The organism is Klenkia terrae (genome assembly GCF_037083865.1).
Classification (GTDB): Bacteria; Actinomycetota; Actinomycetes; order Mycobacteriales; family Geodermatophilaceae; genus Klenkia; species Klenkia terrae.
This window is the reverse complement of record NZ_JBAPLV010000012.1, coordinates 84,061-105,935: the sequence shown is the minus strand read 5'-3', so window position 1 is coordinate 105,935 and position 21,875 is coordinate 84,061. Positions and strand designations below refer to the sequence as shown.

The 21,875-nt window shown below is 74.8% G+C and carries 24 protein-coding genes and 2 pseudogenes; 15 read left to right on the top strand and 11 right to left on the bottom strand.

Annotated features, from left to right (window positions below; all coding sequences use genetic code 11):
* The first annotated feature begins 2 nt into the window (after positions 1-2).
* The 3 genes from UXQ13_RS12475 to UXQ13_RS12465 all read left to right on the top strand — a co-directional run bounded on the left by UXQ13_RS12475 (position 3) and on the right by UXQ13_RS12465 (position 3,488).
* The gene (locus UXQ13_RS12475) at positions 3-1,037 is read left to right on the top strand and encodes an aldo/keto reductase (protein ID WP_225235639.1); all 1,035 of its coding nucleotides are present in this window, start codon (positions 3-5) and stop codon (positions 1,035-1,037) included.
* Between the two features lie 91 nt (positions 1,038-1,128).
* Entirely contained in the window at positions 1,129-2,157 is a 1,029-nt protein-coding gene (locus UXQ13_RS12470) for an aldo/keto reductase (RefSeq protein WP_318250048.1), read from the top strand.
* A gap of 116 nt (positions 2,158-2,273) precedes the next feature.
* The gene (locus UXQ13_RS12465) at positions 2,274-3,488 is read left to right on the top strand and encodes an MFS transporter (protein WP_225235638.1); all 1,215 of its coding nucleotides are present in this window, start codon (positions 2,274-2,276) and stop codon (positions 3,486-3,488) included.
* Here the strand turns inward: UXQ13_RS12465 and UXQ13_RS12460 are convergent.
* The 4 genes from UXQ13_RS12460 to UXQ13_RS12445 all read right to left on the bottom strand — a co-directional run bounded on the left by UXQ13_RS12460 (position 3,445) and on the right by UXQ13_RS12445 (position 7,217).
* Complete coding sequence (locus tag UXQ13_RS12460) at positions 3,445-4,686, bottom strand: MFS transporter (protein ID WP_225235637.1); 1,242 nt, start codon at positions 4,684-4,686, stop codon at positions 3,445-3,447. The genes UXQ13_RS12465 and UXQ13_RS12460 overlap by 44 nt on opposite strands.
* 95 nt (positions 4,687-4,781) lie before the next feature.
* Complete coding sequence (locus UXQ13_RS12455) at positions 4,782-5,816, bottom strand: zinc-binding dehydrogenase (protein ID WP_225235636.1); 1,035 nt, start codon at positions 5,814-5,816, stop codon at positions 4,782-4,784.
* A 38-nt stretch (positions 5,817-5,854) separates the two neighbouring features.
* Positions 5,855-6,241, bottom strand: coding sequence for a (R)-mandelonitrile lyase (locus UXQ13_RS12450; RefSeq protein WP_225235635.1), 387 nt, complete (start codon positions 6,239-6,241; stop codon positions 5,855-5,857).
* Positions 6,242-6,332: 91 nt separating this feature from the next.
* Complete coding sequence (locus UXQ13_RS12445; protein WP_225235634.1) at positions 6,333-7,217, bottom strand: helix-turn-helix transcriptional regulator; 885 nt, start codon at positions 7,215-7,217, stop codon at positions 6,333-6,335.
* A gap of 138 nt (positions 7,218-7,355) precedes the next feature.
* On the opposite strand from UXQ13_RS12445, the gene UXQ13_RS12440 reads away from it, so the two are divergent.
* The 3 genes from UXQ13_RS12440 (at position 7,356) to UXQ13_RS12430 (ending at position 9,214) form a co-directional block, all read left to right on the top strand.
* A complete protein-coding gene (locus UXQ13_RS12440) occupies positions 7,356-7,706 on the top strand; it encodes a UBP-type zinc finger domain-containing protein (RefSeq protein ID WP_225235633.1) in 351 nt (116 codons plus the stop codon).
* A 519-nt stretch (positions 7,707-8,225) separates the two neighbouring features.
* Positions 8,226-8,477: an ANTAR domain-containing response regulator gene (locus UXQ13_RS12435; RefSeq protein WP_225235632.1), complete on the top strand. Its 252-nt coding sequence runs from the start codon at positions 8,226-8,228 to the stop codon at positions 8,475-8,477.
* The gene (locus UXQ13_RS12430; RefSeq protein ID WP_225235631.1) at positions 8,474-9,214 is read left to right on the top strand and encodes an ANTAR domain-containing protein; all 741 of its coding nucleotides are present in this window, start codon (positions 8,474-8,476) and stop codon (positions 9,212-9,214) included. Before UXQ13_RS12435 ends, UXQ13_RS12430 begins: the two co-directional genes overlap by 4 nt.
* Positions 9,215-9,229: 15 nt before the next feature.
* Here the strand turns inward: UXQ13_RS12430 and UXQ13_RS12425 are convergent, their stop codons facing one another.
* The 6 genes and pseudogenes from UXQ13_RS12425 to UXQ13_RS12405 form a co-directional block, all read right to left on the bottom strand.
* On the bottom strand, positions 9,230-11,008 hold the full coding sequence (locus UXQ13_RS12425; protein ID WP_336392405.1) for a GAF domain-containing SpoIIE family protein phosphatase: 1,779 nt from the start codon (positions 11,006-11,008) through the stop codon (positions 9,230-9,232).
* A gap of 138 nt (positions 11,009-11,146) precedes the next feature.
* A complete protein-coding gene (locus UXQ13_RS12420; RefSeq protein WP_263639406.1) occupies positions 11,147-11,740 on the bottom strand; it encodes a chromate transporter in 594 nt (197 codons plus the stop codon).
* 286 nt (positions 11,741-12,026) lie between these two features.
* A pseudogene (locus UXQ13_RS12415) lies at positions 12,027-12,542 on the bottom strand (chromate transporter); the annotation flags it as partial.
* A 114-nt stretch (positions 12,543-12,656) separates the two neighbouring features.
* On the bottom strand, positions 12,657-12,830 hold the full coding sequence (locus tag UXQ13_RS23665; RefSeq protein WP_404820980.1) for a chromate resistance protein ChrB domain-containing protein: 174 nt from the start codon (positions 12,828-12,830) through the stop codon (positions 12,657-12,659).
* Positions 12,831-12,853: 23 nt separating this feature from the next.
* Positions 12,854-13,015, bottom strand: a pseudogene (locus tag UXQ13_RS23660) (chromate resistance protein ChrB domain-containing protein); the annotation flags it as partial.
* Positions 13,012-13,515 (bottom strand): Chromate resistance protein ChrB, encoded by a 504-nt coding sequence (locus UXQ13_RS12405; RefSeq protein ID WP_225235629.1) that lies wholly within the window; start codon positions 13,513-13,515, stop codon positions 13,012-13,014. The pseudogene UXQ13_RS23660 and the gene UXQ13_RS12405, both read right to left, overlap by 4 nt.
* Before the next feature lie 61 nt (positions 13,516-13,576).
* Here UXQ13_RS12405 and UXQ13_RS12400 point away from each other — a divergent pair, with 61 nt between their 5' ends.
* Both UXQ13_RS12400 and UXQ13_RS12395 read left to right on the top strand, forming a co-directional pair.
* A complete protein-coding gene (locus UXQ13_RS12400) occupies positions 13,577-13,972 on the top strand; it encodes an ArsR/SmtB family transcription factor (protein ID WP_225235628.1) in 396 nt (131 codons plus the stop codon).
* Positions 13,969-15,045, top strand: coding sequence for a cation diffusion facilitator family transporter (locus UXQ13_RS12395; protein ID WP_225235627.1), 1,077 nt, complete (start codon positions 13,969-13,971; stop codon positions 15,043-15,045). The genes UXQ13_RS12400 and UXQ13_RS12395 overlap by 4 nt, the downstream gene beginning before the upstream one ends.
* Here UXQ13_RS12395 and UXQ13_RS12390 read toward each other — a convergent pair.
* Positions 15,042-15,557, bottom strand: a complete 516-nt coding sequence (locus UXQ13_RS12390) for a MarR family winged helix-turn-helix transcriptional regulator (protein WP_336392404.1) — start codon at positions 15,555-15,557, stop codon at positions 15,042-15,044. The two genes, UXQ13_RS12395 and UXQ13_RS12390, sit on opposite strands and share 4 nt — an antisense overlap.
* Positions 15,558-15,660: 103 nt before the next feature.
* On the opposite strand from UXQ13_RS12390, the gene UXQ13_RS12385 reads away from it, so the two are divergent.
* The 7 genes from UXQ13_RS12385 (at position 15,661) to UXQ13_RS12355 (ending at position 21,834) form a co-directional block, all read left to right on the top strand.
* Positions 15,661-16,026, top strand: a complete 366-nt coding sequence (locus UXQ13_RS12385) for a nuclear transport factor 2 family protein (RefSeq protein WP_225235625.1) — start codon at positions 15,661-15,663, stop codon at positions 16,024-16,026.
* 122 nt (positions 16,027-16,148) lie between these two features.
* On the top strand, positions 16,149-17,129 hold the full coding sequence (locus UXQ13_RS12380) for a cyclase family protein (protein WP_336392403.1): 981 nt from the start codon (positions 16,149-16,151) through the stop codon (positions 17,127-17,129).
* An 11-nt stretch (positions 17,130-17,140) separates the two neighbouring features.
* Positions 17,141-18,271: an FAD-dependent monooxygenase gene (locus UXQ13_RS12375; RefSeq protein ID WP_225235623.1), complete on the top strand. Its 1,131-nt coding sequence runs from the start codon at positions 17,141-17,143 to the stop codon at positions 18,269-18,271.
* A gap of 26 nt (positions 18,272-18,297) precedes the next feature.
* Positions 18,298-19,248, top strand: coding sequence for a VOC family protein (locus UXQ13_RS12370; RefSeq protein WP_225235622.1), 951 nt, complete (start codon positions 18,298-18,300; stop codon positions 19,246-19,248).
* On the top strand, positions 19,248-20,210 hold the full coding sequence (locus UXQ13_RS12365) for a fumarylacetoacetate hydrolase family protein (protein WP_225235621.1): 963 nt from the start codon (positions 19,248-19,250) through the stop codon (positions 20,208-20,210). The genes UXQ13_RS12370 and UXQ13_RS12365 overlap by 1 nt, the downstream gene beginning before the upstream one ends.
* Positions 20,211-20,239: 29 nt before the next feature.
* Positions 20,240-21,421 (top strand): alpha/beta hydrolase family protein, encoded by a 1,182-nt coding sequence (locus UXQ13_RS12360; RefSeq protein WP_336392402.1) that lies wholly within the window; start codon positions 20,240-20,242, stop codon positions 21,419-21,421.
* Positions 21,418-21,834, top strand: a complete 417-nt coding sequence (locus tag UXQ13_RS12355; RefSeq protein ID WP_336392401.1) for a VOC family protein — start codon at positions 21,418-21,420, stop codon at positions 21,832-21,834. Before UXQ13_RS12360 ends, UXQ13_RS12355 begins: the two co-directional genes overlap by 4 nt.
* Positions 21,835-21,875 lie beyond the last annotated feature (41 nt).

Sequence of the window (21,875 nt, the reverse complement as noted above, 5' to 3'; positions counted from 1 at the left end):
CGGTGCGCACCCCGCTCCGCACCCTGGGCCGCTCCGGGCTGCTGGTCAGCCCGTTCACCCTCGGCGCCATGACGATCGGCAACGACGCCTGGGGCTCCGACGAGGCCACCTCCGGTGCGGTCCTGGACCGCTACCTGGACGCCGGCGGCACCGCCGTGGACACCGCCGACGTCTACTCCGGCGGCCGCAGCGAGGAGATCCTGGGCAGGTTGATCGCCGCCCGCGGGATCCGCGACCGGGTCGTGCTGGCCACCAAGTACGGCTTCAACACCGGCGGCGGCCCGCTGACCGGCGGCGCCGGCCGGAAGAACGCCGTCCGGTCGCTCGAGGGGTCGCTGCGCCGGCTGGGGACCGACTCGGTCGACCTGTTCTGGCTGCACGTCTGGGACGACGTCACCCCCGCCGAGGAGGTGCTGTCCACCATGGTCGACCTGGTCCGGGCCGGGAAGGTCGCGCACTGGGGCCTGTCCGACGTCCCCTCCTGGTTCGCCACCCAGGTGGCCACCCTGGCCGCCGCGCACGGCGCGCCCGGACCGGTCGCGCTCCAGCTGGAGTACTCCCTGGTGGCCCGGACGATCGAGGTCGAGCACGTCCGCGCGGCCCGGGAGCTCGGCCTGGGCATCGTGCCGTGGAGCCCGCTGGCCGGCGGGCTCCTGTCGGGCAAGTACCGGTCGGGCGCGGCCGGCGGGCGGCTGTCGGGACCGAACCCGTTCGGCAGCAGCAAGGACACCCCCGCCAACCGCGCCGTCGTCGAGGTGGTCCGCGAGGTCGCCGCCGACCTCGGCGCCGCACCGGCCCAGGTCGCCCTGGCCTGGGTGCTGGGCCGGCCCGGCGTCGACTCGGTGCTGGTCGGCGCCCGGACGCCGGAGCAGGTCACCGCCAACCTGGCGGCCGCCGACCTCGACCTGCCCGCCGACGCCCGCGCCCGCCTGGACCGGGCCGGCGCCCCCGACCTGGGACCGGCCGCGCTGTTCGAGCCCGCGACGATGGCGGCGGTGATCACCGGCGGCACGCCCTACGGTCGACGGGAGCGCTGAACCGGTGCAGGCCCGCCGTCCGCACCCGGGCGGTGGGCCTGCACCATCGACAGCCGACGCCCCCGCCGCACGTCCCGAGAGGACACCGCTCGTGATCACCGAGGACCGGACCGACTCCGGCTGGACCCCAGCCGCCGACCGCTACGCCACGACCGACTATCGCCGGGCCGGCCGCAGCGGACTGCTGCTGCCGCCCGTCTCGCTGGGCCTGTGGCAGAACTTCGGCGCCGACCGGCCGCTGGCCACCCCGCGGGCGATCCTGCGCCGGGCATTCGACCTCGGGGTCACCCACATCGACCTGGCCAACAACTACGGCCCGCCCTACGGCGCCGCCGAGACCACCTTCGGCCAGGTCCTGGCCAGCGACCTGCGCCCGTACCGCGACGAGCTGCTGATCTCCAGCAAGGCCGGCTACGACATGTGGCCGGGCCCCTACGGCGACGGCGGCTCCCGCAAGTACCTGGTCGCCAGCCTCGACCAGTCGCTGCGCCGCACCGGCCTGGACTACGTCGACGTCTTCTACTCCCACCGCCGGGACGTCGACACCCCGCTCGAGGAGACGATGGGCGCGCTGGACGCGATCGTCCGCAGCGGCAAGGCGCTCTACGTCGGCATCTCGAACTACTCCCCCGAGGACACCGCCCGGTCCGCCGAGCTGCTGGCCGACCTGGGCACCCCGCTGACGCTGCACCAGCCCCGGTACTCGATCTTCGACCGCAGCCCGGAGGGCGGTGTGCTGGAGGCGGCCGCGACGGCCGGGGCCGGTGTCGCGGTGTTCTCCCCGCTGGCCCAGGGCCGGCTGACCGACCGGTACCTCAACGGCGTCCCGGAGGGCTCGCGGGCCACCCGCAGCGCCTACCTGTCCGCCGACGACGTCACCGACGACCTGACCGCGCGCGCCCGGGCACTGAACGAGGTGGCGGCCGGCCGCGGGCAGACCCTCGCCCAGCTCGCGCTGCGCTGGGTGCTGCGCGACGAGCGGGTCACCACCGCGATCATCGGCGCGAGCTCGGTGGCGCAGTTGGAGGCCAACCTGCAGGCGCTGGCCGGCCCGGACCTGACCGCCGACGAGATCGCCGCGATCGAGCCGCACGCCGCCGCCGCGGGCAGCAGCCTCTGAGCAGAGGGGGGTTGCCGGTCCCCCCATGAACCGACCCTGCCGCCGGGTCGGTCGGGCGGGTTCCGTGGCCGGTGGGCACGTGGTGTGCCCACCGGCCACGAACCACCGGAGGACCCGTGCGCAGCCCGACCGCAGGACCCGTACCCACCGCCGCCCGACCGGGGGTGGACGCCGACCCGGACCACCTGCCCGTCGCCGCGCTGCTGGTGCTGGCCCTCACCGGCTTCCTGCTCATCGCCACCGAGACGATGCCCGCCGGGCTGCTGCCCCAGATCGCCGCGGGCCTGGACGTCGGCGAGGGCGTCGCCGGCCAGTTCGTCAGCGCCTACGCCGTGGGCACCGTCGTCGCGGCCATCCCCGCGGTCACGCTGACCCGCGGACTGCGCCGCAAGCCGTTGCTCCTCGCCGCCGTCCTGGTGTTCGCCCTGGCCACCGCGGTCACCACCGTGTCCGGCGACGTCGTCGTCTCCCTGGTCGCCCGCTTCGTCGCCGGCGCGGTCTCCGGGCTGGTCTGGGGCATGACGGCCGGCTACGCCCGCCGGATCAGCGGGTCCCGGCGGTCCGGCCGGGCGCTGGCGATCGCCTCGGTCGGCACCCCGGTCGGCCTGGCCCTGGGCACGCCGCTGGGCTCGTGGGTGGGCAGCACGCTGGACTGGCGCTGGTCGTTCGGGGCGCTCACCGCGCTGGCGGTGCTCACCGCGCTGCTGGCCCTGGTGCTCGTCCCGGACGCACCGGGCCAGGCGCCGGAGTCCCGGCTGCCGCTGTCCCGGGTGGTGCGGCTGCCGGGCATCGCGCCGGTGCTGGCCGTGATCGTGACCTGGATGCTGGCGCACAACGTCGTCTACACCTACGTCTCGGCCTACCTCCGCGCCGCCGGCTCCGCGCTGTCGGTGGACGTCGTGCTGGTCGTCTTCGGCGTCGCGGCGATCGGCGGCCTGGTCGTCACCGGCGTCCTGCTGGACCGGTGGTTGCGCCCGCTGGTGCTCGCCGGCACCGGGCTGTTCATCCTCGCCGGGGCCGTGCTGCTGGTCGGCCGGGGTTCCACCGCGGTGGTCCTCGTGGCGGTGGTGGTGTGGGGCGTGGCCTTCGGCGGCGCGGCCGCCCAGCTGCAGACGGCCATCGGGATCGCCGGCGGCGCGAACGCCGACGTGGCCAACACCCTGCTCGGGGTGGCCTTCAACGTCGCCATCGCGGCGGCCGGCGTGCTCGGTGCCGTGGTGGTCGGCGCCGCCGGCGGGCTCGCCCTGCCGGTCGTGATGTCCGGGCTCGCCGCCGCGGCGGTCGCGCTCACCCTCGCGGGACGGCGGACCGCGTTCCCGCTGCGGCCGTGAGCCCCGGCGGCGCGGGCACCGGGCGGACCAGGACGACGGCCACCACGACCCCGACCACGACGAGGACGGCGTACCCGCAGGCGATCTGGAAGAGGCTGAACGTGGTGGTCAGCCGGCCGGCGACCAGGCTGGGGACCGCCGCGCAGCTGTAGTTGAGCAGGAAGACCGTGGACAGCAGGCCGGCCCGCTCCCCCGGCGCCGTCCGGGCCAGCAGGGTCTGCATGCCCCCGGTCTGCGCCACCCCCTGGGTCACCCCGGCGACCAGGCTCACGACCAGGAACGCCGCGGTCGCCCCGGCGTGCAGGGCCCAGAGGACGCCGGCCATGCAGACCGCGTAGGCCAGCATCCCGGCCTGCAGCGCCCGGTGCGCCGGCACCCGCGCGGTCAGCGGGCCGCCCAGGAAGGCGAGCACGGTGAAGGAGGCGAACACCGCGCCGGCCGTCAGCGCCGCCGTCGAGCCCAGCTCCACCTCGGCGATCGAGGGGCCGAACGCCTGGTAGAAGCCGCCCACCGACCAGGTCGCCAGGATCAGCCCGGCCATCGCCAGCAGCGGCCGCCGCGCACCGGCGGGCACCAGCACCCGGGGCCGCAGCGACGCCGCGGCACCCCGGGCCCGGCCCGCCCCCGGCGGCACGGTCTCCGGCCCCAGCGCCAGCAGGACGGCGACCACGGCGAGCAGCACCCCGACCACGACGAACGTGAGCTGCCGGGGAGCCGGGCCGTGGTCGACCAGCGCCCCGGACAGCAGCGCCCCCAGCGGGATGCCCAGCATCGGCGACGCCCCGGTCACCACCGCCGGCAGCCACGGCCGCCGCGGCGGCGCGGTGTCCACCACGTAGGCACCCAGGGCACTGGAGGCCAGCCCGGTGGCCAGCCCCTGGAACGCGCGCCCGGCGGCGAGCTCGCCCACCCCGTCGACGTCCAGCAGGAGCACCAGGCCCACGGCCGAGGACACCAGCGCGGCCAGGCCGACCGCCCGCCGGCCCAGGTGGTCGGACAACCGGCCCAGCACCAGCAGGGACACCGCGGCCATCGACAGGTAGACCGCGGTCACCACCGACAGGTCGGCGTCGGTGAGCCCGTCCTGCGCGCGGTAGGTGTTGTAGAGCGGGATCGGCGACCCGGCCGAGACGAACACCAGCACGAGCGCCGCCGACGCGACGGCGAACCCGGCCGCACGGGGCAGGCGCATCGGCATCGGGCGGGACCTCTCGCAGGGTGGGCAGCGCGGAAGGGGCCCGGCCCCGGGGATCATCCCCCCGGGACCGGGCCCCCGCCGTCCGTGCCGGTGGCTCAGGGCCGGATCAGCACCTTCAGGGCCTGGCGCTGGTCCATCAGCCGGTAGCCCTCGGCGATGTCGGCCAGCGGCAGCTCCCGGTCGAACACCCGGCCCGGGTCGATGGTGCCGTCCAGGACCTGCGGCAGCACCGCCTCCAGGTAGGCGCGCACCGTGGCCGGCCCGCCGGTGAGGGTGGCGTTCTTGCCGAACAGGCTGGCGAAGCCGACCGGGGCGTCCTCGTACTGCGGGACGCCGACCCGGCTGATCGTGCCGCCGGGCCGGACGACGCCGTAGGCCTGCTCGTAGGCCGGCAGGTGGCCCACGGCCTCCAGCACCACGTGCGATCCCTCGCCGCCCGTGATCTCGAGGACCTCGGCGATGCCCTCCTCGCCCCGGGCTGCCACGACGTGGGTGGCGCCGAACTCCCGGCCCAGGTCGGTCCGGTCGGTGTGCCGGCCCATCAGGATGATCGTCTCCGCGCCGAGCTGGGCCGAGGCGAGGACGGCGGACAGGCCCACGGCGCCGTCCCCGATGACGGTGACGGTCTTCCCCGGACCCACCCCGCCCTGGTGCGCGGCGTGGTGGCCGGTCAGGTAGACGTCGGACAGGGTCAGCAGCGAGGGCATGAGCGCCTCGTCGGTGCCGGCCGGGACGACGACCGCGGTGCCGTCGGCCTGCGGCACGAGCAGCTTCTCGGCCTGCGTCGCCGACGGCGCACCGTCGAAGAACCCGCCGTGCACGCAGGAGGTGGTGATCCCGTCGCGGCAGAAGGCACAGGTGCCGTCGGACCAGGCGAACGGCACGATGACCGTGTCGCCGACGGACAGGGTGGTCACGGCGGAGCCGACCTCCTCCACGACGCCGATGGCCTCGTGGCCCATCCGCCGCCCCCCGGGGGTGTCCGGCAGGTCGTGGTACGGGTGCAGGTCGGAGCCGCAGACGCAGGCGTGGGTGACCCGGATGACCGCGTCGGTGGGTGCGGTGAGGACCGGGTCGGGGACCTCCTCGACCCGGACGTCGCCGGCTGCGTACATGACGGTGGCGCGCATGGTGGTCCGCTCTCTCTCGGTGTGGGTGGGTTCCCGGCTCAGGCCGGGTAGCCGTACTCGTCGTCGGTGACCTGGTCGCCCCAGGCCGTCTCGTCGCCCTCCCACAGCGCCTGGTGCGCCATGGCGTGGTCGGGGGCCGCGCCGTGCCAGTGCTCCTCGCCCGGCGGGGTCCAGACCACGTCGCCGGGGCGGACGACGGTCACCTCGCCGCCGCGGGCCTGGACCAGGCCGACGCCGTCGGTGACCACCAGGACCTGGCCGCGGGGGTGGGAGTGCCAGGCGGTGCGGGCGCAGGGCATGAACCGGACGAGGTTCATCCGGACGGCCGACGGCTCGGGGTTGCGCACGACGACGTCCATGTAGACGTCGCCGGTGAACCACTCGGCCGGGCCCTTCGCGGTCGGCTGCGGGCGGGAGATCTCCACGGTGCTGCTCCTCGGGGGTCGCTGGACGGGGGCGGCACGGAGGTGCCGCCCCTGGGGGGGGTGGTGGGAGGCCCGCCGGTGCGGGACGCGGTCAGGCGGGCGTGCTGCGGTGCTCGGCCGCCGTCCCGTCCCGGGTGGCCGCCCAGCTGGCCAGCACGGCCAGCGAGTCGGCGGTCGGCGAGCCCGGCGGCGCGGTGTAGGCGGTGAGGTTGAGCCCCCACAGGTCGTCGGAGGGCAGGTCGACGGCGTCGAAGGACAGCTCGAGCTCGCCGACGACCGGGTGCACGAAGGTCTTGACCCCGGCGTGGTGCAGCCGGACGTCGTGCCCGGCCCAGCGGGCGCCGAACTCCTCGCTCCGGGTGGCCAGCTCGCCGACCAGGTCGGTGATCGCCCGGTTGCCCGGGTCGCGCCCGGCGGCCGTGCGCATGATCGCGACGGTGGTGTCGGCGGCGGCCGCCCAGTCGGCGTGGAAGTCCCGCGCCCGCGGGTCCAGGAACTGGAAGCGGGCGATGTTCGCCGGGCCGCCGCGGGCGAACTCGTACACCGGTGAGTACAGCGCCCGGCCCAGGGCGTTGACCGCGACCAGGTCCATGCTGCCGCTGCGGACGATGGCCGGCGCCCCGGTCATCGCGTCGAGCATCCACTGCACGCTGGGCCGGACCTGCCGGCTGGCGCGGCGGCGGGGCACGCGGGTGGGCCGGGCGGCGCGGGCGAGGTCGTCCAGGTGGGAGCGCTCGGCGTCGTCCAGGCGCAGCGCCCGGGCGACGGCGGCCAGCACGTCCTCGGACACCTCGGCGATGTGGCCGCGCTCCAGCCGGATGTACCAGTCGGTGCTGACCCCGGCGAGGACGGCGACCTCCTCCCGGCGCAGCCCGGGGACGCGGCGCCGGCCGGAGGTGGGCAGGCCGACCTCCGCCGGGCTCAACCGCGCGCGGCGGGTGGCCAGGAAGTCTCTGATCTCGGCCCGGTTGTCCACGTCCCAGACGCTAGATCGCCCCCGGGCCGGTCGGTAGCCGGGACGGGGGCTGAGCTGCTCCCCCCATCCGCGCCCCCTGCCTGCGGTCCCGGCGTCCGGGGGGTGGGCCCGGGCTGCCCCGGCTGGCAGGCTGGGCCGGTGACCACACCGACCGGCATCGACCCCTCCGTCCCGCCCAGCGGCCCCGGCTGCGTCGAGTGCGAGGCCAGCTCGTCCTGGTGGTTCCACCTGCGCCGCTGCGCGCAGTGCGGCCACGTGGGCTGCTGCGACGACTCGCTCAACAAGCACGCGACCAAGCACGCCGAGGCCACCGGGCACCCGGTCATCCAGAGCTTCGAGCCGGGCGAGGACTGGTTCTACGACTACCGGACCCAGCAGGGGTACGACGGCCCGGAGCTGGCGGCGCCGTCCAGCCACCCGGAGGAGCAGTCCGTGCCCGGGCCCGCCGACCGCCTCCCCGCCGACTGGGTGCGCCAGCTCGGCGGCTGAGCACCCGCGCGGGGAGCGGCCCGCGACGGTAGGTTCGGCCGCAGCGGTCGAGATCGGGACGTCGAGGACCACGGCGTCCCCGGGGACGGTGGGTGCCCCGGCCGCAGGGGCCCTGCCGGGCCCCGGGAGACGAGCCACCATGACGTCCCAGCACACCGACCCCGGTGCGGGGCCCGACCAGGGCCCCGGCTCGCCGGCCATGGACCCCATGCAGACCCTGCTGATGAGCAGGGAGTCGATGCGGTCGGTGCTGACCAAGGTCGCCGGGGCCGCCAAGACGATGCTCGGCGCCGACGTCGAGGCCTCGGTCACCCTCGTCGAGCGGGGCCGGCCCTCGGCGGCCTCGTGGACCGGGCTGCTCGCCTTCGAGCTCGACGAGGTCCAGTTCGGCCTGGACCACGGCCCGTGCCTGGAGTCCGCGGTGTCCGGCGGGATCATCCTGGTCCCCGAGATGCGCTTCCCGACCGCTTCGGCCCGCCCGCCGTCGAGGTGGCGGTCGGGCTGGCCGGTCGCGCAGCCGTGGCGATCAGCAACAAGCACAGCTACGACGGCCTGGCCCGCACCGTCGAGCAGCTGCAGGAGGCCACCGCCCACCGCGCGGTCATCGAGCAGGCAAAGGGGCTGCTCATGGGCCGGCACGGCATCGACGCCGACCAGGCCTTCGCGCTGCTGTCGGCGATGTCCCAGCGGGAGAACAAGAAACTCCGCCTGCTGGCCGCCGAGATCATGGCCAGCGCCCGGCGGACCGACGACGACGCGGGCCGGCCATGACCGGGGCCGGGTCCACCGCGTCGATCGAGGAACGGTTCGCCGCCGCGCTGACCGCGCAGGAGCCGGACGGCGACGGCGGCGCGCAGGACCTGCCGGTCCGGCTGGCCCGCACGGCCGCGGCGGTGCTGGGGACCGCCGCCGCCGGGATCAGCCTGCTCACCGACGAGCCCCTGCGCCGGCTCCCGGTGGGCGCGTCGAACGCCGAGGCCGCGATGGCGGAGCAGCTGCAGTTCACCGCCGGCGAGGGCCCCTGCCTGGCCGTGCACCGCATCGGGCACCCCACCTTCAGCGACGACGTGGACATGGCACGACGCTGGCCGGGGTTCCACGACCTGCTGCGTCGGCGCACCTCCTACACCGCGGTCGCCTCGCTGCCGCTGCGGGACCGGGGTCGAGGCTTCGGCGCCCTGGACCTCTACCTCGCCGACGACGACGGTCTCCGCGGCCTGGACACCTTCACCGCCGTGGTCACGGGCGACCTGGTCGCCCAGCACCTGACCCTCGGCGCGATGCTCCGGCCGGTCGGGTCCGGGCAGGCGGGGAGTCCCTGGTTCCGGGGCGCCGCGGCTCCCCGCCTGGTCACCTGGCAGGCCATCGGCATGCTCATGGCCCGCCACCCCCTGGACGCCGACGAGGCCCTGCAGGTCATCCGCCGGCGCGCGGTGGACCTGGACACCACCACCGACGCCGTCGGCGCTGCGGTGGTCGCCGGCGACGTGGACGCCGCCGACCTCTGAGCTCCGGGCCAGCCGCTACGGGGTCGGGCGGTCCTCGGGGTGCAGGCGGACCGCGAGGACGACGACGTCGTCGTCCCCACCCTGGTCGGCGGTGGCGACCACCTCGTCCAGCAGCTCGTCCAGCGGCAGGTGGTGCAGGCGGCCCAGCTGGGCGGCGAGCGCGGCGATCGCGGCGTCCAGGTCCTCCCGGCGCCGCTCGACCAGCCCGTCGGTGTACAGCACCAGGGTCGAGCCCGGCGGCAGGGCGACGACGTGGTCGTGCCGCGCCGGTTCGGTGCCCAGGCCGAGCAGGGGGTCCGCGGCCCGCCAGAGCACCTCGGTGCGGCCGTCGTCGTGCACCAGCACGGGCGGGGGGTGCCCGGCGCTGGACCAGCGCAGCCGGCGCAGCCCGGCCCGCTCGTCGGAGTCGGTCTGCTCGACCCGGGCCAGCAGCACCGTGGCCAGCGTGTCGATCCGCAGCGCGGTCATGGCCCGGTCCAGCCGGCGCAGGGTCTGCGAGGGCACCTCGTCGCGGTCCACGCCGTAGCCGCGCAGGATCGAGCGGAGCTGGCCCATCGTCGCCGCGGCCACGATGTCGTGCCCGGTCACGTCCCCGATCGCCAGCTCGGTGGCGCCGTCGGGGGTCAGGAACGCGTCGTACCAGTCACCGCCGACCTGGTCGGACCCGCTGGCCGGCACGTACCGGGCGGCGACGTGCAGGTGGTCGGGCTCGGGCAGGTCGGTCATCATCGCCCGCTGCAGGGTGCGGGCCACCGACACCCGGTCGGCCAGCAGCAGCGCCCGGTCCAGGGCCTGCGCGGTGTACCGGGCCAGCGCCAGCTTGGCCGCCTTGTCCTGCGCGGTCCAGCGCCGCACGCGGTCGAAGACCAGGCTCAGCACGCCGATCTGCCGGCCACCGACCGACAGCGGCAGGTGCGCGGTCGCCTCGTAGGCCACCGGCCCGTCCTCGGGCGACCAGGTGCCCGGGTGCCGGGCCAGCAGCGCGGCGGCGTCCTCGAAGAAGATCGGCTCGCCGTGCACGCCGACCCACCCGGCGGGGTCGGCGTCCCCGAGCGGCACCGACTGCCACGCCGGGTCCTCGTCGCCGTCCCGACCGGGGACCGGGACGAAGCGGACGACCGGGGCGCGGCCGTCGAGCAGCCCGACGTAGGACCAGGGCACGCCCAGCGTCTCGGCCGCGGCGACGGAGACCTCGCGGGCGACGTCGGCCACGGTGGCGGTGTCGGCCAGCGCCTCGGACAGCCGCAGCAGCAGCTGGGCGTGGCCGGTGGCGTTCTCGGCCCGCCGCTGGGACACCGCGGACTCCGCACCCCGCTGGCGGGCGGCCAGCTCGGACGAGGCGAGCACGGCGAGCTGGGTCAGGGCGCGCACGTCCGCCGCGGTCCACGACCGCGGGGCGGTCTCCACCGCGCAGAGGACGCCGACCACCTCACCGGCGGCCCCGGTGAGCGGGACGCCGCAGTAGGCGCGGGTGTGCAGGTCGACGAGGGCGTCGCTGGGCACCGCGGCGTCGTCGGCCAGCTCCCGGGTGTCGGGCACCAGCAGCGGGGCGCCGGTGGCCACCACCTGCTGGCAGAAGACTGTGGGCGCCGTCCACACCGCGTGCGCCGGCAGGTCCTGGTCGACCGGTGCCGAGTCCGGGGCGGAGGCCAGCCACTGCAGGGTGTCCGCGCGCACGATGCTCACCAGCGCCGCGGCCGAGCCCAGCAGCTGGCGGGCCAGCGAGGTCAGCTCGTCCAGGACCGGCCGGACGACGTCGGGGGCGACCGCCGCTGGCCCGGGTGTCGGGGGCATCCCGGCCTCAGCCGGTCGGTGCGACCCGACGGGGCCGGGTGCGCGCGGGAGCCGGTGGTCGCATGACCGTCAACCTAGTGAGGCGCGGTGACGGGACCAAGGGGTCTGCAAGTCCCCGCGCGCCCCGCCCCGCCGTGCTCACGAGACCGGCAGCCCGGCGAGCCCGGCGGCCAGCCCCAGCCCGGCACAGATCCCCAGGGTCTTCAGCACGGGGAGCTTCAGCCGGAACAGCAGGACGGCCGCCACCACGGTCAGCACGACGGCGACCCAGCGCAGCGTGCCGACGTCGGGGACCTCCAGCGCGAACGAGCCCCAGGACGCCGCGCTGCTCTCCCGGAACAGGGTGTGCACGGCGAAGTAGACCCCCAGGTTGGCGATCACCCCGACCACGGCGGCGGTGATGCCGGTCAGCGCCGCCGAGAGGCTGCGGTTGCCGCGCAGCCGCTCCATGTACGGGGCGCCGAGCAGGACGAACAGGAAGCTCGGCACGAAGGTCACCCAGGTGACCAGCAGCGAGGCGAGCACCGCGGCCTCCCAGGGGTCCAGGTCGCCGGGCGCCCGGTACGCGCCCAGGAACGCCAGGAACTGCACGACAATGATCAAGGGCCCCGGAGTGGACTCGGCCAGCGCCAAGCCCCGGACCATCTCCCCGGGGCTGAGCCAGCCGTAGACGGCGACGGCTTGCTGCGCGACGTAGGCCAGCACGGCGTAGGCGCCGCCGAAGGTGACCACGGCGGCGCCGGAGAAGAACAGGCCCTGGTCGGTGAGCGTGCTGCCGGCCCACCGCGATCGGCACCCCCCAGGCCACCAGGCCGACCACCAGCACCCTCAGGGTGCGCCGCCACGAGGGCGCCTCGGTGTGCAGCACGTCGTCGGGGATCACCGGCGGGGGTCCGTCGTCGGCCTCGGCGGCCTTCGCCCGCTCGGCGAGCAGGCCCGGCCGGAACCGGCCCATCGCCCACCCGGCCGCCCCGGCCAGCTCCACCACCAGCGGGAACGGCACCTGCAGGAGCGTCAGCGCCAGGAAGGCACCGACCGCGATCGCGACCAGCGCGGGGCTGGTCAGCGCCCGCTTACCGACCCGGGTGACGGCCTGTGCGACGACGGGGAGCACCGCTGGCGCGAGCCCGGCGAAGACCGCGAGGACGGCGACCGTGGTGCCGAAGGCGACGTAGACCGCCGACAACCCCAGGAGGGCGAGCAGCCCCGGCAGCACGAAGAGCCCGCCGGCCACCAGTCCCCCGCGGGTGCCGTGCAGCAACCAGCCCACGTAGGTGGCCAGCTGCTGGGCCTCGGGGCCGGGCAGCAGCATGCAGTAGTTCATCGCGTGCAGGAATCGGCGCTGGCCGATCCACCGCTTCTCCTCGACCAGGCTGCGCTGCATCACCGCGATCTGGCCGGCGGGCCCGCCGAAGGTCTGCAGCGAGATGGCGAACCAGGCGCGCACGGCCGTGCCGAAGGGCACCGTCGACTGCCCGTCGAGGGAGCCGTCGGTCGGCGGCGTGCCCGCGGGGGCGGCGGGGTCCGGGTTCATCGGTCGTCGTCCTCGAGGTCTCGGGGGGGGGCAGGACGGTTGGCGGCCGCGGAGCAGCCGCTGGCGGTGGAACTCGTGCAGGGCGTCGAAGACCGCGTCGGGGACGGCGAGGGTCTACGGGTCGGTGCCGGTCATGGTCAGGCCGCGGACCACCGCGTCCACGCCGGGCGCCTCGGGTGCGTCGAACAGGTCGTCGTCGAGGTCGGCGGCGTGCACGACCTCCGCGATCCGCCACAGCACCGGGTCGGCCAGCTCGTGCAGCCGCAGCAGGGTCTCGAAGGTGCACAGTCCCGGCCGACGTGCCCGATCCCGGTGCCCGGCACGTCGAACAGGACCAGGTCGGCGGGCAGCGAGCCCGGGTCGGACCAGTCGTCGAGGAACACGAACTCCGCGGCCGGGTCGATGTGCCGGCGGATCAGCCAGGCGCACGCAGCCCGGTCGACGTGCACCCCGGCCCGGGTCGCCCACCTCACGACCGGTCGCCCGCCGGGGCGGTGACCTCGGCGGCCGAGGGCACGAGCTCGGCCAGGGCCCGCTCCGCCGCGTCGCGCTCGGGGCGCCCGGTGAAGTCGCGGCGCGCCACCGCGCGCAGCTCCCGGCGCAGGCGGCCCAGCTCCCGCCGCCGGCTGCCGGGATCCGGGCCCGCGGTGGCGGTCGCCGCCGCGGCGGCAACGGCGTCGTACTCGGCCGCACGCGCCGCCCCCATCTCGGCGAGCACCTGATGCTCGTGCTCGACGGTGAGCGCCCGGGCCGTCCAGACCCCGGCCCGCCCGCCGTGGGCGTGGACGTCGGCGGCCAGCCACTCGAACTCCTCGCGGGTACGGGCGTCCGCGGGCAGGCACACCACCCCGTCGCCCAGGGACCCCACGCCCAGCCGCTTCAACCGGCGCCACAACGTCGTCCGCGGACCGGACGGCTCCCGGGGCAGCCGGTAGCTCAGCACGACCCACTCCGCCCCGCTCGGCCCGACCACGGCGGCGAGGCAACCACAGTTGCATCTGCCGTGTCGAGCGAGCGTCCTCTATTGTCTGCATATGGATGCGGACAGCGGAGCACGCCGCGCGGTGCTGCCGGGCGAGCAGGTCGACCTGGCGGTCGAGGTGTTCCGGATGCTCTCCGACGCCACCCGCATCCAGCTGCTGTGGGCGCTGATCGACCGTGAGCTGTCGGTCAACGAGCTCGCCGACCACGTCGGGAAGACCCCGGCCTCGGTGTCCCAGCACCTGGCCAAGCTGCGGATGACCCGCCTGGTGCAGACCCGCCGGGAGGGCACGTCGGTCTACTACCGACTGGAGAACGACCACATCGCCCAGCTGGTCACCGACGCGGTCTACAACGCCGACCACGCCACCGCCGCCGTCCCGGACCACCACCGCCCGGACGCCGGCGTCAGCACCCTCCCGACCTCCCGGGGCGAGGTCTCGTCGTGACCGCGCCCCACGGGCACCACCACGGGGAGCACCCGCACGGGGAGCACGGCCACGACCACTCGACCGGGCTCAAGGGGTTCGTGCTGGGCGTCCTCCGCCCGCACAGCCACGACTCGGCCGACTCCATCGACACCGCCCTGGAGTCCAGCGCCGAGGGCATCCGCGCGCTCAAGATCAGCCTCGTCGTCCTGCTGGTGACGGCGATCGCCCAGTCCGTCGTCGTCTGGTTCACCGGGTCCATCGCCCTGCTCGCCGACACCGTGCACAACTTCTCCGACGCACTGACCGCCGTCCCGCTGTGGATCGCGTTCCGGCTCGGCCGCCGCGCCGCCTCCCGCCGCTACACCTACGGCTACGACCGCGCCGAGGACCTCGCCGGCGTCTTCATCGTCGCGATGATCGCCCTGTCGGCGGTGCTGGCCGGCTACGAATCCATCCACCGACTCCTCGATCCACAGCCCATCACGGACGTCGGGGTCGTCATCGCCGCCGGCCTCGTCGGCGCCGCCGGCAACGAACTCGTCGCCCTCTACCGAATCCGCGTCGGCCGCCGCATCGGCTCCGCAGCACTGGTCGCCGACGGCCTGCACGCCCGCACCGACGGCCTCACGTCCCTCGCCGTCGTCGTCGGCGCGCTCGGGGTGCTCGCCGGCTTCCCGCTCGCCGACCCCTTGGTCGGGCTGGCCATCACCGTGGCCATCCTGCTGGTGCTCAAGAGCGCAGCCCGCGACGTCTACCGGCGCCTCATGGACGCCGTCGAGCCCGAGGTGCTCGACACCGCCGAGGCCACCGTCCGATCCACCCCCGGCGTCCTGGACGTCGAGCGGCTCCGGGTGCGCTGGACCGGGCACCGCATCCGCGCCGAGGTGGCGGTCACGGTCGACCCGGCCCTGGGCGTCGTCGCCGGCCACGACATCGCCGTCGACGTCCACCACCGGCTGCTGCACGACGTCCCGAAGCTCGTCGACGCCACCGTGCACGTCAGCCCGGCCCGCACCGCCGAGGACCCGCACCACGCGCTGGCCCACCACGACCGCGCGCGCCGGGTGGACTCCGCGGCACCGGGCCGCTAGGGGTGGTCCGCGGGGCGGGGCAGCGTCCCCTGCTCGATGATCCGGTCGTAGACCTGCTCCAGTGTCCCGCTCAGCTCGTCCAGCGCGGCCGGCCCGAGGTCGTCCAGGAACATCGCCCGCACCAGCTCGACGTGCCGCGGGGCGGCGGCCAGCAGCGTGGCCCGGCCCTGGTCGGTCAGCGACACCTCGGTCACCCGCCGGTCGTCCGCGGCGGCGCCCAGGGACACCAGGCCCCGGGTCGCCATCCGCTTGGCGTGGTGGGAGGTCCGGCTGCGCTCGGTGCCGATCCGGGCGGCGAGGGCGGACATCGCCATCGTGCCGGCGGGGTCGCTGGTCAGCGCCACCAGCAGGTCGTAGTCGGCCAGCGAGATCCCGCTGTCGGCCTGCAGCTGCCGGTTCATCTCGTACCGCAGCCGCAGCTGCACCTTCATGAAGGCGAACCAGGCCCGGCGCTCCGCGGCGGTGAGCAGGGCGAACGGTGACTCGGGCGGCACCTCGACCTCGGCGGACACCGCCCCACGCTCCCACGCCCCCGGCCCGGCCATCGACCACCCATTGGGTGACATCTCATGTAACTTGCGGGAGCCCGTGCCGACCGAGTGGAGAGGGTCCCCCGTGACCGAGTCCGTACCGACCGCCGAGGAACTGCTGGGCCGGATGATCTCCGGCGTGTTCAACGAGCCGGACCCGCAGCGGCGGGGGTCGGTGATCGCCGAGGTGTTCACCGAGGACGTCGTCTTCAGCGACGCCGAGCGCACCGTCACCGGGCAGCGGGCGCTGGCCGACACCGTCTCCGGGCTGCTCGCGCAGGGCCCCGGCTTCGTCTTCGTGCCCGAGGGCCCGTACCGCGGCGTGGCCGACCTGGGCATGCGCGCCTGGCGGCTCGGCCCGCCCGGCGGCGACCCGGTCCTCGGCGGGCTGGACGTCGCGCAGGTGGTCGACGGCCGCATCGCGCACCTGTGGACCGTGCTCGACGGCTGACCGTCTGCCGGGCATCGGCTCCATCCACGGAGCTGATGACCTGCATCACCACTCCGGGCTTCCCTGATGCCCCGGCGGCGACGACAGTGCTCCTGGTCACCGTCGACGCAGGAGGTATCCCCGTGCTGGACCCGCAGGACCCCGAGGCCACGATCGCCGCCGCCGCGGCACGCGTCTCGAACTGGGGGCGGTGGGGCGAGGACGACGTCCTGGGCACCCTGAACCTGCTCACCCCCGAGAAGCGGGTGCAGGCCGCCGCCCTGGTGCGCAGCGGCGTCAGCTTCGACCTGACCCAGCACTTCAACACCGACGGCCCGCAGAAGGGCTGGCTGCGCCGGGTCAACCCCGTGCACGCCATGCTGGGCACCGGCCTGGACGCCGAGGCCGGCATCCCCGCCTTCCCGCACGGCATCGGCGGCGCCGACGACATGATCACCATGCCGCTGCAGGCCTCCACGCAGTGGGACGGCCTGGGCCACATCTTCGACCACGGCAAGGCCTACAACGGCCGCCGGGCCGGTGCGATCGTGACCAGCGAGGGCGACAACACCACCGGCATCGAGACCACCGCCGGCCGCTTCGTCGGCCGCGGCGTGCTGCTCGACGTCGCCCGCCACCTCGAGCCCGAGACCGCCGAGCTGCCCGACGGGTTCGCGATCACCCCCGAGCACCTGGACGCCACCGCGGCCGCCGCCGGCGTCGAGGTCACCAGCGGGGACCTGCTGCTGGTCCGCACCGGCCGGCTGTCCCGCGCCCGCCGCTCCATCGCCGCCGGCACCGGCTGGGGCGACTACGCCGGCGGGGAGTCCCCCGGCCTGTCCTTCACCTCCCTGGACTGGCTGCGCGCGCACGACGTCGCCGCCGTCGCCACCGACACCTGGGGGGTCGAGGTCCGGCCCAGCGAGTTCGCCGTCCCCACCTTCCAGCCCTTCCACCAGGTCGCCATCCCGCACCTGGGCCTGTTCCTCGGCGAGATGTGGGACCTGGAGGAGCTCGCCGCGGACTGCGCGTCCGACGGCGTCCACGAGTTCCTCCTCGCCGCCCCGCCGCTCCCCGTCACCGGAGCGGTCGGTGCCCCCGTGGCCCCGATCGCCGTCAAGTAGGAGATCCCCCCGTGAGCGCAGTGCAGGACGTCCTGGTCATCGGCGGAGGTCTGGCCGGTGCCGCCGTCGCGGTGCACCTGGCCCAGGCCGGGGTCGCGGTGGACCTGGTGGAGATCAAGCCCGACGCGGCCGCCCTCGGGTCCGGCATCACCCTGCAGGGCAACGCCCTGCGGGAGCTGGACCACCTGGGCGTCTGGGAGCAGGCCCGCGAGCGCGGCTACGCCTTCGACGTGACCGGCATCCGGGCGCCCGACCCGGCCGGCACGGTGCTCTTCGAGGTGCCCGACGCCAAGACCGGCGGCCCGGACTACCCGGCCGCGATGGGGATGACCCGCCCCGACCTGGCGGGCCTACTGCACGACCGGGCCCGCGAGGTCGGCGTCCAGCTGCGGTACGCGACCACCACCACCGAGCTGGTCCAGGACGACGACGGCGTCGACGTCACGTTCTCCGACGGCACCTCGCGCCGCTACGACCTGGTCATCGGCGCCGACGGCGTCCGGTCCTGGACCCGCCGGATGCTGGGCATCGGGCTGGAGACCCGGTCGATCGGCATGGGCATCTGGCGCGCGTTCGGCCCCCGGCCGGAGAGCGTCACCCGCACCGACCTCTTCTACGGCGGCCCGGCCTACATCGCCGGCTACTGCCCGACCGGCGAGGACTCGATCTACGCCTACATCGTCGAGGACGCCCAGGACCGCTCCACGCTGACCCCGCAGGAGCAGCTGGACACGATGCGCGGCCTGGCCGGGGCCTACCACGGGCCGTGGGACGAGATCCGCGAGACGCTGACCGACCCCGACCGGGTCAACTACACCTGGTTCGAGACCCACCTGCTGGCCGCGCCGTGGAACCGCGGCCGGGTCGTGGTGATCGGCGACGCCGCGCACACCTGCCCGCCCACCGTGGCCCAGGGCGGCGCGCAGGCCCTGGAGGACGCCGCCGTCCTCGGCGACCTCCTCACCACCCGCGAGGTCCTGGACCAGGACCTGTGGGACGCCTTCCACGACCGGCGGGTCGAGCGCGCCCGCACCGTCGTCGAGGCCTCCAACCAGCTCGCCCAGTGGCAGCTCGACCACGTCCAGGGCGACATCCCGGCGCTGATGCGCAGCGTCGCGATGCTCGTCAGCCAGCCCGCCTGAACCCCCCGCACCACGAGGAGCCACCCATGACCGCACCCGAGAAGACCCGCCTGATCACCCACCTGCGGCACATCGACCTGGCCGTGCCGGACCTGCGCACCCAGACCGACTTCTTCACCAACACCTGGGGCCTGAAGGAGGAGACGACCGACAGCGGCCTGTCCTTCCTGGCCGCCGAGGGCAGCCCGGAGCAGTACGTCGTCCGGCTCCGCGAGGCCGCCGACAAGCGGATCGACCTGATCTCCTTCGGTGCCGCGAACCGCGCCGACGTGGACACCCTGGCCGCCCGGATGGCCACCGCCGGCGTCCAGCTGGTGCACGAGCCGACCGAGCTGCAGACCCCCGGCGGCGGGTACGGCTTCCGGTTCTTCGACAACGAGGGCCGCACCGTCGAGGTCTCCGCCGACGTCGCCGTCCGCGAGCACCGCAAGATCGAGGAGGGCGAGTCGATCCCGGTGCGCCTGTCGCACGTGGTGATCAACTCCAGCGAGCCGGAGAAGACCGTCGCGTTCTACGAGCAGCACTTCGGCTTCGCGCTGTCGGACACCCTCATGCACCCGCGGATGGGCAACATGATGTATTTCCTCCGCACCAATGCCTGGCACCACAGCCTCGCCGTCGCCCGCGGGCCGCACCCCTCGCTGCACCACGCCTCCTTCGAGCTGCGCGGCATCGACGAGTACATGCGCGGCACCGGCCGGGCGCTGCGCGCGGGCGTGGAGAAGATCTGGGGCCCGGGCCGGCACATGGCCGGGAACAACACGTTCTCCTACTTCCTGGACCCGCACGGCAACACCGTGGAGTACACGACCGAGCTGGACCTGGTCGACGAGGACACCTGGCACCCCTCGCTGTACGACTTCTCCAACCCCGAGGTCAGCGACCAGTGGGGCACCGCGAACGCGATGAACGAGTTCGTGGCGCAGAAGTCGTTCAACGACCCGGACAAGGGCCTCTTCGTGGCCCCGCCCGTCTGATGCGGTTCGCCACCTACCTCCACGAGGGCGTGGTCAGCGCCGGCGTCGTCTCCGACGCCGGCGTGCACGCCCTGCCCGGCACCACCGTGCTGGACCTGGTCCGCTCCGGCCTGCCCACGGCGCTGGCCGCGGGCGAGCAGGCCCTCGAGGGCCCGGCGCTGCCGCTGGACGCCGTCCGGCTGCTGCCGCCGCTGCAGCCGCCGACGGTGCGCGACTTCGTCACCTTCGAGGAGCACGTCGAGGGCGTCCGCAAGAGCATCGACGGCGTCGGCGGGGTGCCCGAGCGCTGGTACGCCGCACCCACGTTCTACTTCACCCACCCCTTCGCCCTGGTCGGGGCGCACGACGACGTCGCCGTCCCGCCGGGGTCGCAGCGCTTCGACTTCGAGCTCGAGGTCGCCGCGGTGCTCGGCGCCGACCTCTCCTCCCCCACCCCGGAGCAGGCCCGCGAGGCGCTGTTCGGCTACACCGTGCTCAACGACTGGTCGGCCCGGGACCTGCAGGCCGCCGAGATGCAGGTCAGCCTCGGCCCGGCCAAGGGCAAGGACTCCGCCACGACGCTGGGCCCGTGGCTGGTCACCGCCGACGAGCTCGAGCAGTACCGCGACGCCGAGGGCTTCCTGGCCCTGGACATGCGGGTCACCGTCAACGGGCAGCTGATCGGGCAGGACCTGCTGTCCAACATGGGCTGGCCGTTCGAGGAGCTGGTCGTCTACGCCGGCCGCGGCACCCGGCTGCTGGCCGGGGACGTGCTCGGCTCGGGCACCTGCGGCAACGGCGGCTGCCTGGCCGAGCTGTGGGGCCGCGACGGGGACGCCGCACCGCCCCCGCTGCAGGTCGGCGATGTCGTCGAGATGACCGTCGAGGGCATCGGCACGATCCGCAACCAGGTGGTGGCCGGCCTCGACCTGCCGCCCACCCCGCGCGCGCGGCAGCGGTCCCGCGCCCGCACCCGCACCTGACCCCCACCCCGTCTGCGAGAGGCACCCCTGTGTTCGAGTACTTCCCCGGCAACTACGTGTGGAACCTGGGCGTCGTCGCGACGCTCAACTCCGGCGGTCTGATCGACGAGGTCGACCGGGCCTGCCGGCCGATCAAGGAGGCTGCGCAGCAGGGCGAGGACGCCGGCACGCAGGACTTCCTGCGCGCCTGGACGGCGTTGACCGACCAGCTGGTCGGCCAGGCCGAGGACGCGGAGAAGGCCGGCCACACCCGCACCGCGGGCCAGCTGTACTTCCGCGCCACCAACTACCTCTGCCAGGCCGAGCGGATGCTCTCCCACAAGAGCCCCGACCGGGTGCCCACCTACCGCCGGGTCACCGAGCTGGCCGAGAAGGCGTTCGCACTGCACAGCCCGCGGGTCAGCCGGGTCGAGATCCCCTACGAGGGGACGACCCTGCCGGCCTACTTCAGCGCCGCCCCGGCCACCGAGTCCGGCCCCGCCCCGGTGATCGTGCTGGTCAACGGGCTGGACTCCACCAAGGAGCACATGTACTCCTCGAACCACTGGCTGGAGCTCGCGGAGCGCGGCATCTCCTGCCTGATGCTCGACCAGCCCGGGACGGGTGAGTCCCTGCGCCTGCAGGGCATCACCGCCCGCATCGACACCGAGGTGTGGGCCGGTGCGGCGGTGGAGTGGCTGGAGACCCGGGACGACGTCGACAAGACGAAGATCGGCATCGTGGGCTGGTCGCTGGGCGGGTACTTCTCGCCCCGCGCCGCTGCCTTCGAGAAGCGCTTCGCGCTCTGCGTGGCGTGGGGCGCCAACCACAACTGGGGCGCCGTCCAGCGCCGCCGGGCCGAGCGCGAGGGCGAGCGGCCGGTCCCGCACTACTGGTCGCACGTGCTGTGGGTGTGGGGCATCGAGGGCGACGAGAACGACCTGGACGCCTTCCTCGACTTCGCCGACGGCGTGCACCTGGACGGGGTCGTGGAGAAGATCACCGTGCCGTTCCTGATCGCCCACGGGGAGAAGGACCGGCAGATCCCGCTGGAGTACGCGCACCGCTCCTACGACCAGGCGGTCAACTCCCCCAAGCGCGAGCTGCGGGTCTTCACCCCCGAGGAGGGGGCCACCGAGCACATCGGCCTGGACCACCTCCCCCACGTCAGCGTCTTCGTCGCCGACTGGGTGTCCGACACCTTCGCCGAGCTCGCAGCGGCCCCGGCGTGACCGGTCCGGGCATCGGGATGCTGTTCGTCAACCTGCCGGTGCGGGACCTGGAGGTGTCCCGGGCCTTCTACACCGGCCTGGGCCTGCGGGTGCACGAGCAGTTCTCCGACACCACCACGCTGGCCGTGGTGGTCAGCGACGAGGTCGCGCTGATGCTGCAGGTGGCCGGGCACTTCGCCGAGCAGTCGCCCGGTCCCGTCGGCGACCCGTCGACCGGGGTGACGTCGGTGCTGTGCCTGACCGTCGACAGCCGGGCCCGGGTCGACGAGCTGGTGGCCGCGGCGGTCTCCTCGGGCGGTCGCGCCGGTCTCGACGTCCGCAGCGACGACCTGCGCTACGTCGGGAGCTTCACCGACCCGGACGGCCACGCCTGGGAAGCCATGGTCATGGAGCAGACGCACGTCGTGAACTGAGCAGGCGCACGACCCGCCCGGGGTTCGGACCCCCCGGGCGG

What these genes read in the sequence shown, in the direction of transcription:
- UXQ13_RS12460 (WP_225235637.1), bottom strand. Translation starts at nt 4,686, where the DNA reads ATGCCGATGCGCCTGCCCCGTGCGGCCGGGTTCGCCGTCGCGTCGGCG.
- UXQ13_RS12455 (WP_225235636.1), bottom strand. Translation starts at nt 5,816, where the DNA reads ATGCGCGCCACCGTCATGTACGCAGCCGGCGACGTCCGGGTCGAGGAG.
- UXQ13_RS12430 (WP_225235631.1), top strand. Translation starts at nt 8,474, where the DNA reads ATGACCGGGGCCGGGTCCACCGCGTCGATCGAGGAACGGTTCGCCGCC.
- UXQ13_RS12425 (WP_336392405.1), bottom strand. Translation starts at nt 11,008, where the DNA reads ATGCCCCCGACACCCGGGCCAGCGGCGGTCGCCCCCGACGTCGTCCGG.
- UXQ13_RS12400 (WP_225235628.1), top strand. Translation starts at nt 13,577, where the DNA reads ATGGATGCGGACAGCGGAGCACGCCGCGCGGTGCTGCCGGGCGAGCAG.
- UXQ13_RS12370 (WP_225235622.1), top strand. Translation starts at nt 18,298, where the DNA reads ATGACCGCACCCGAGAAGACCCGCCTGATCACCCACCTGCGGCACATC.
- UXQ13_RS12365 (WP_225235621.1), top strand. Translation starts at nt 19,248, where the DNA reads ATGCGGTTCGCCACCTACCTCCACGAGGGCGTGGTCAGCGCCGGCGTC.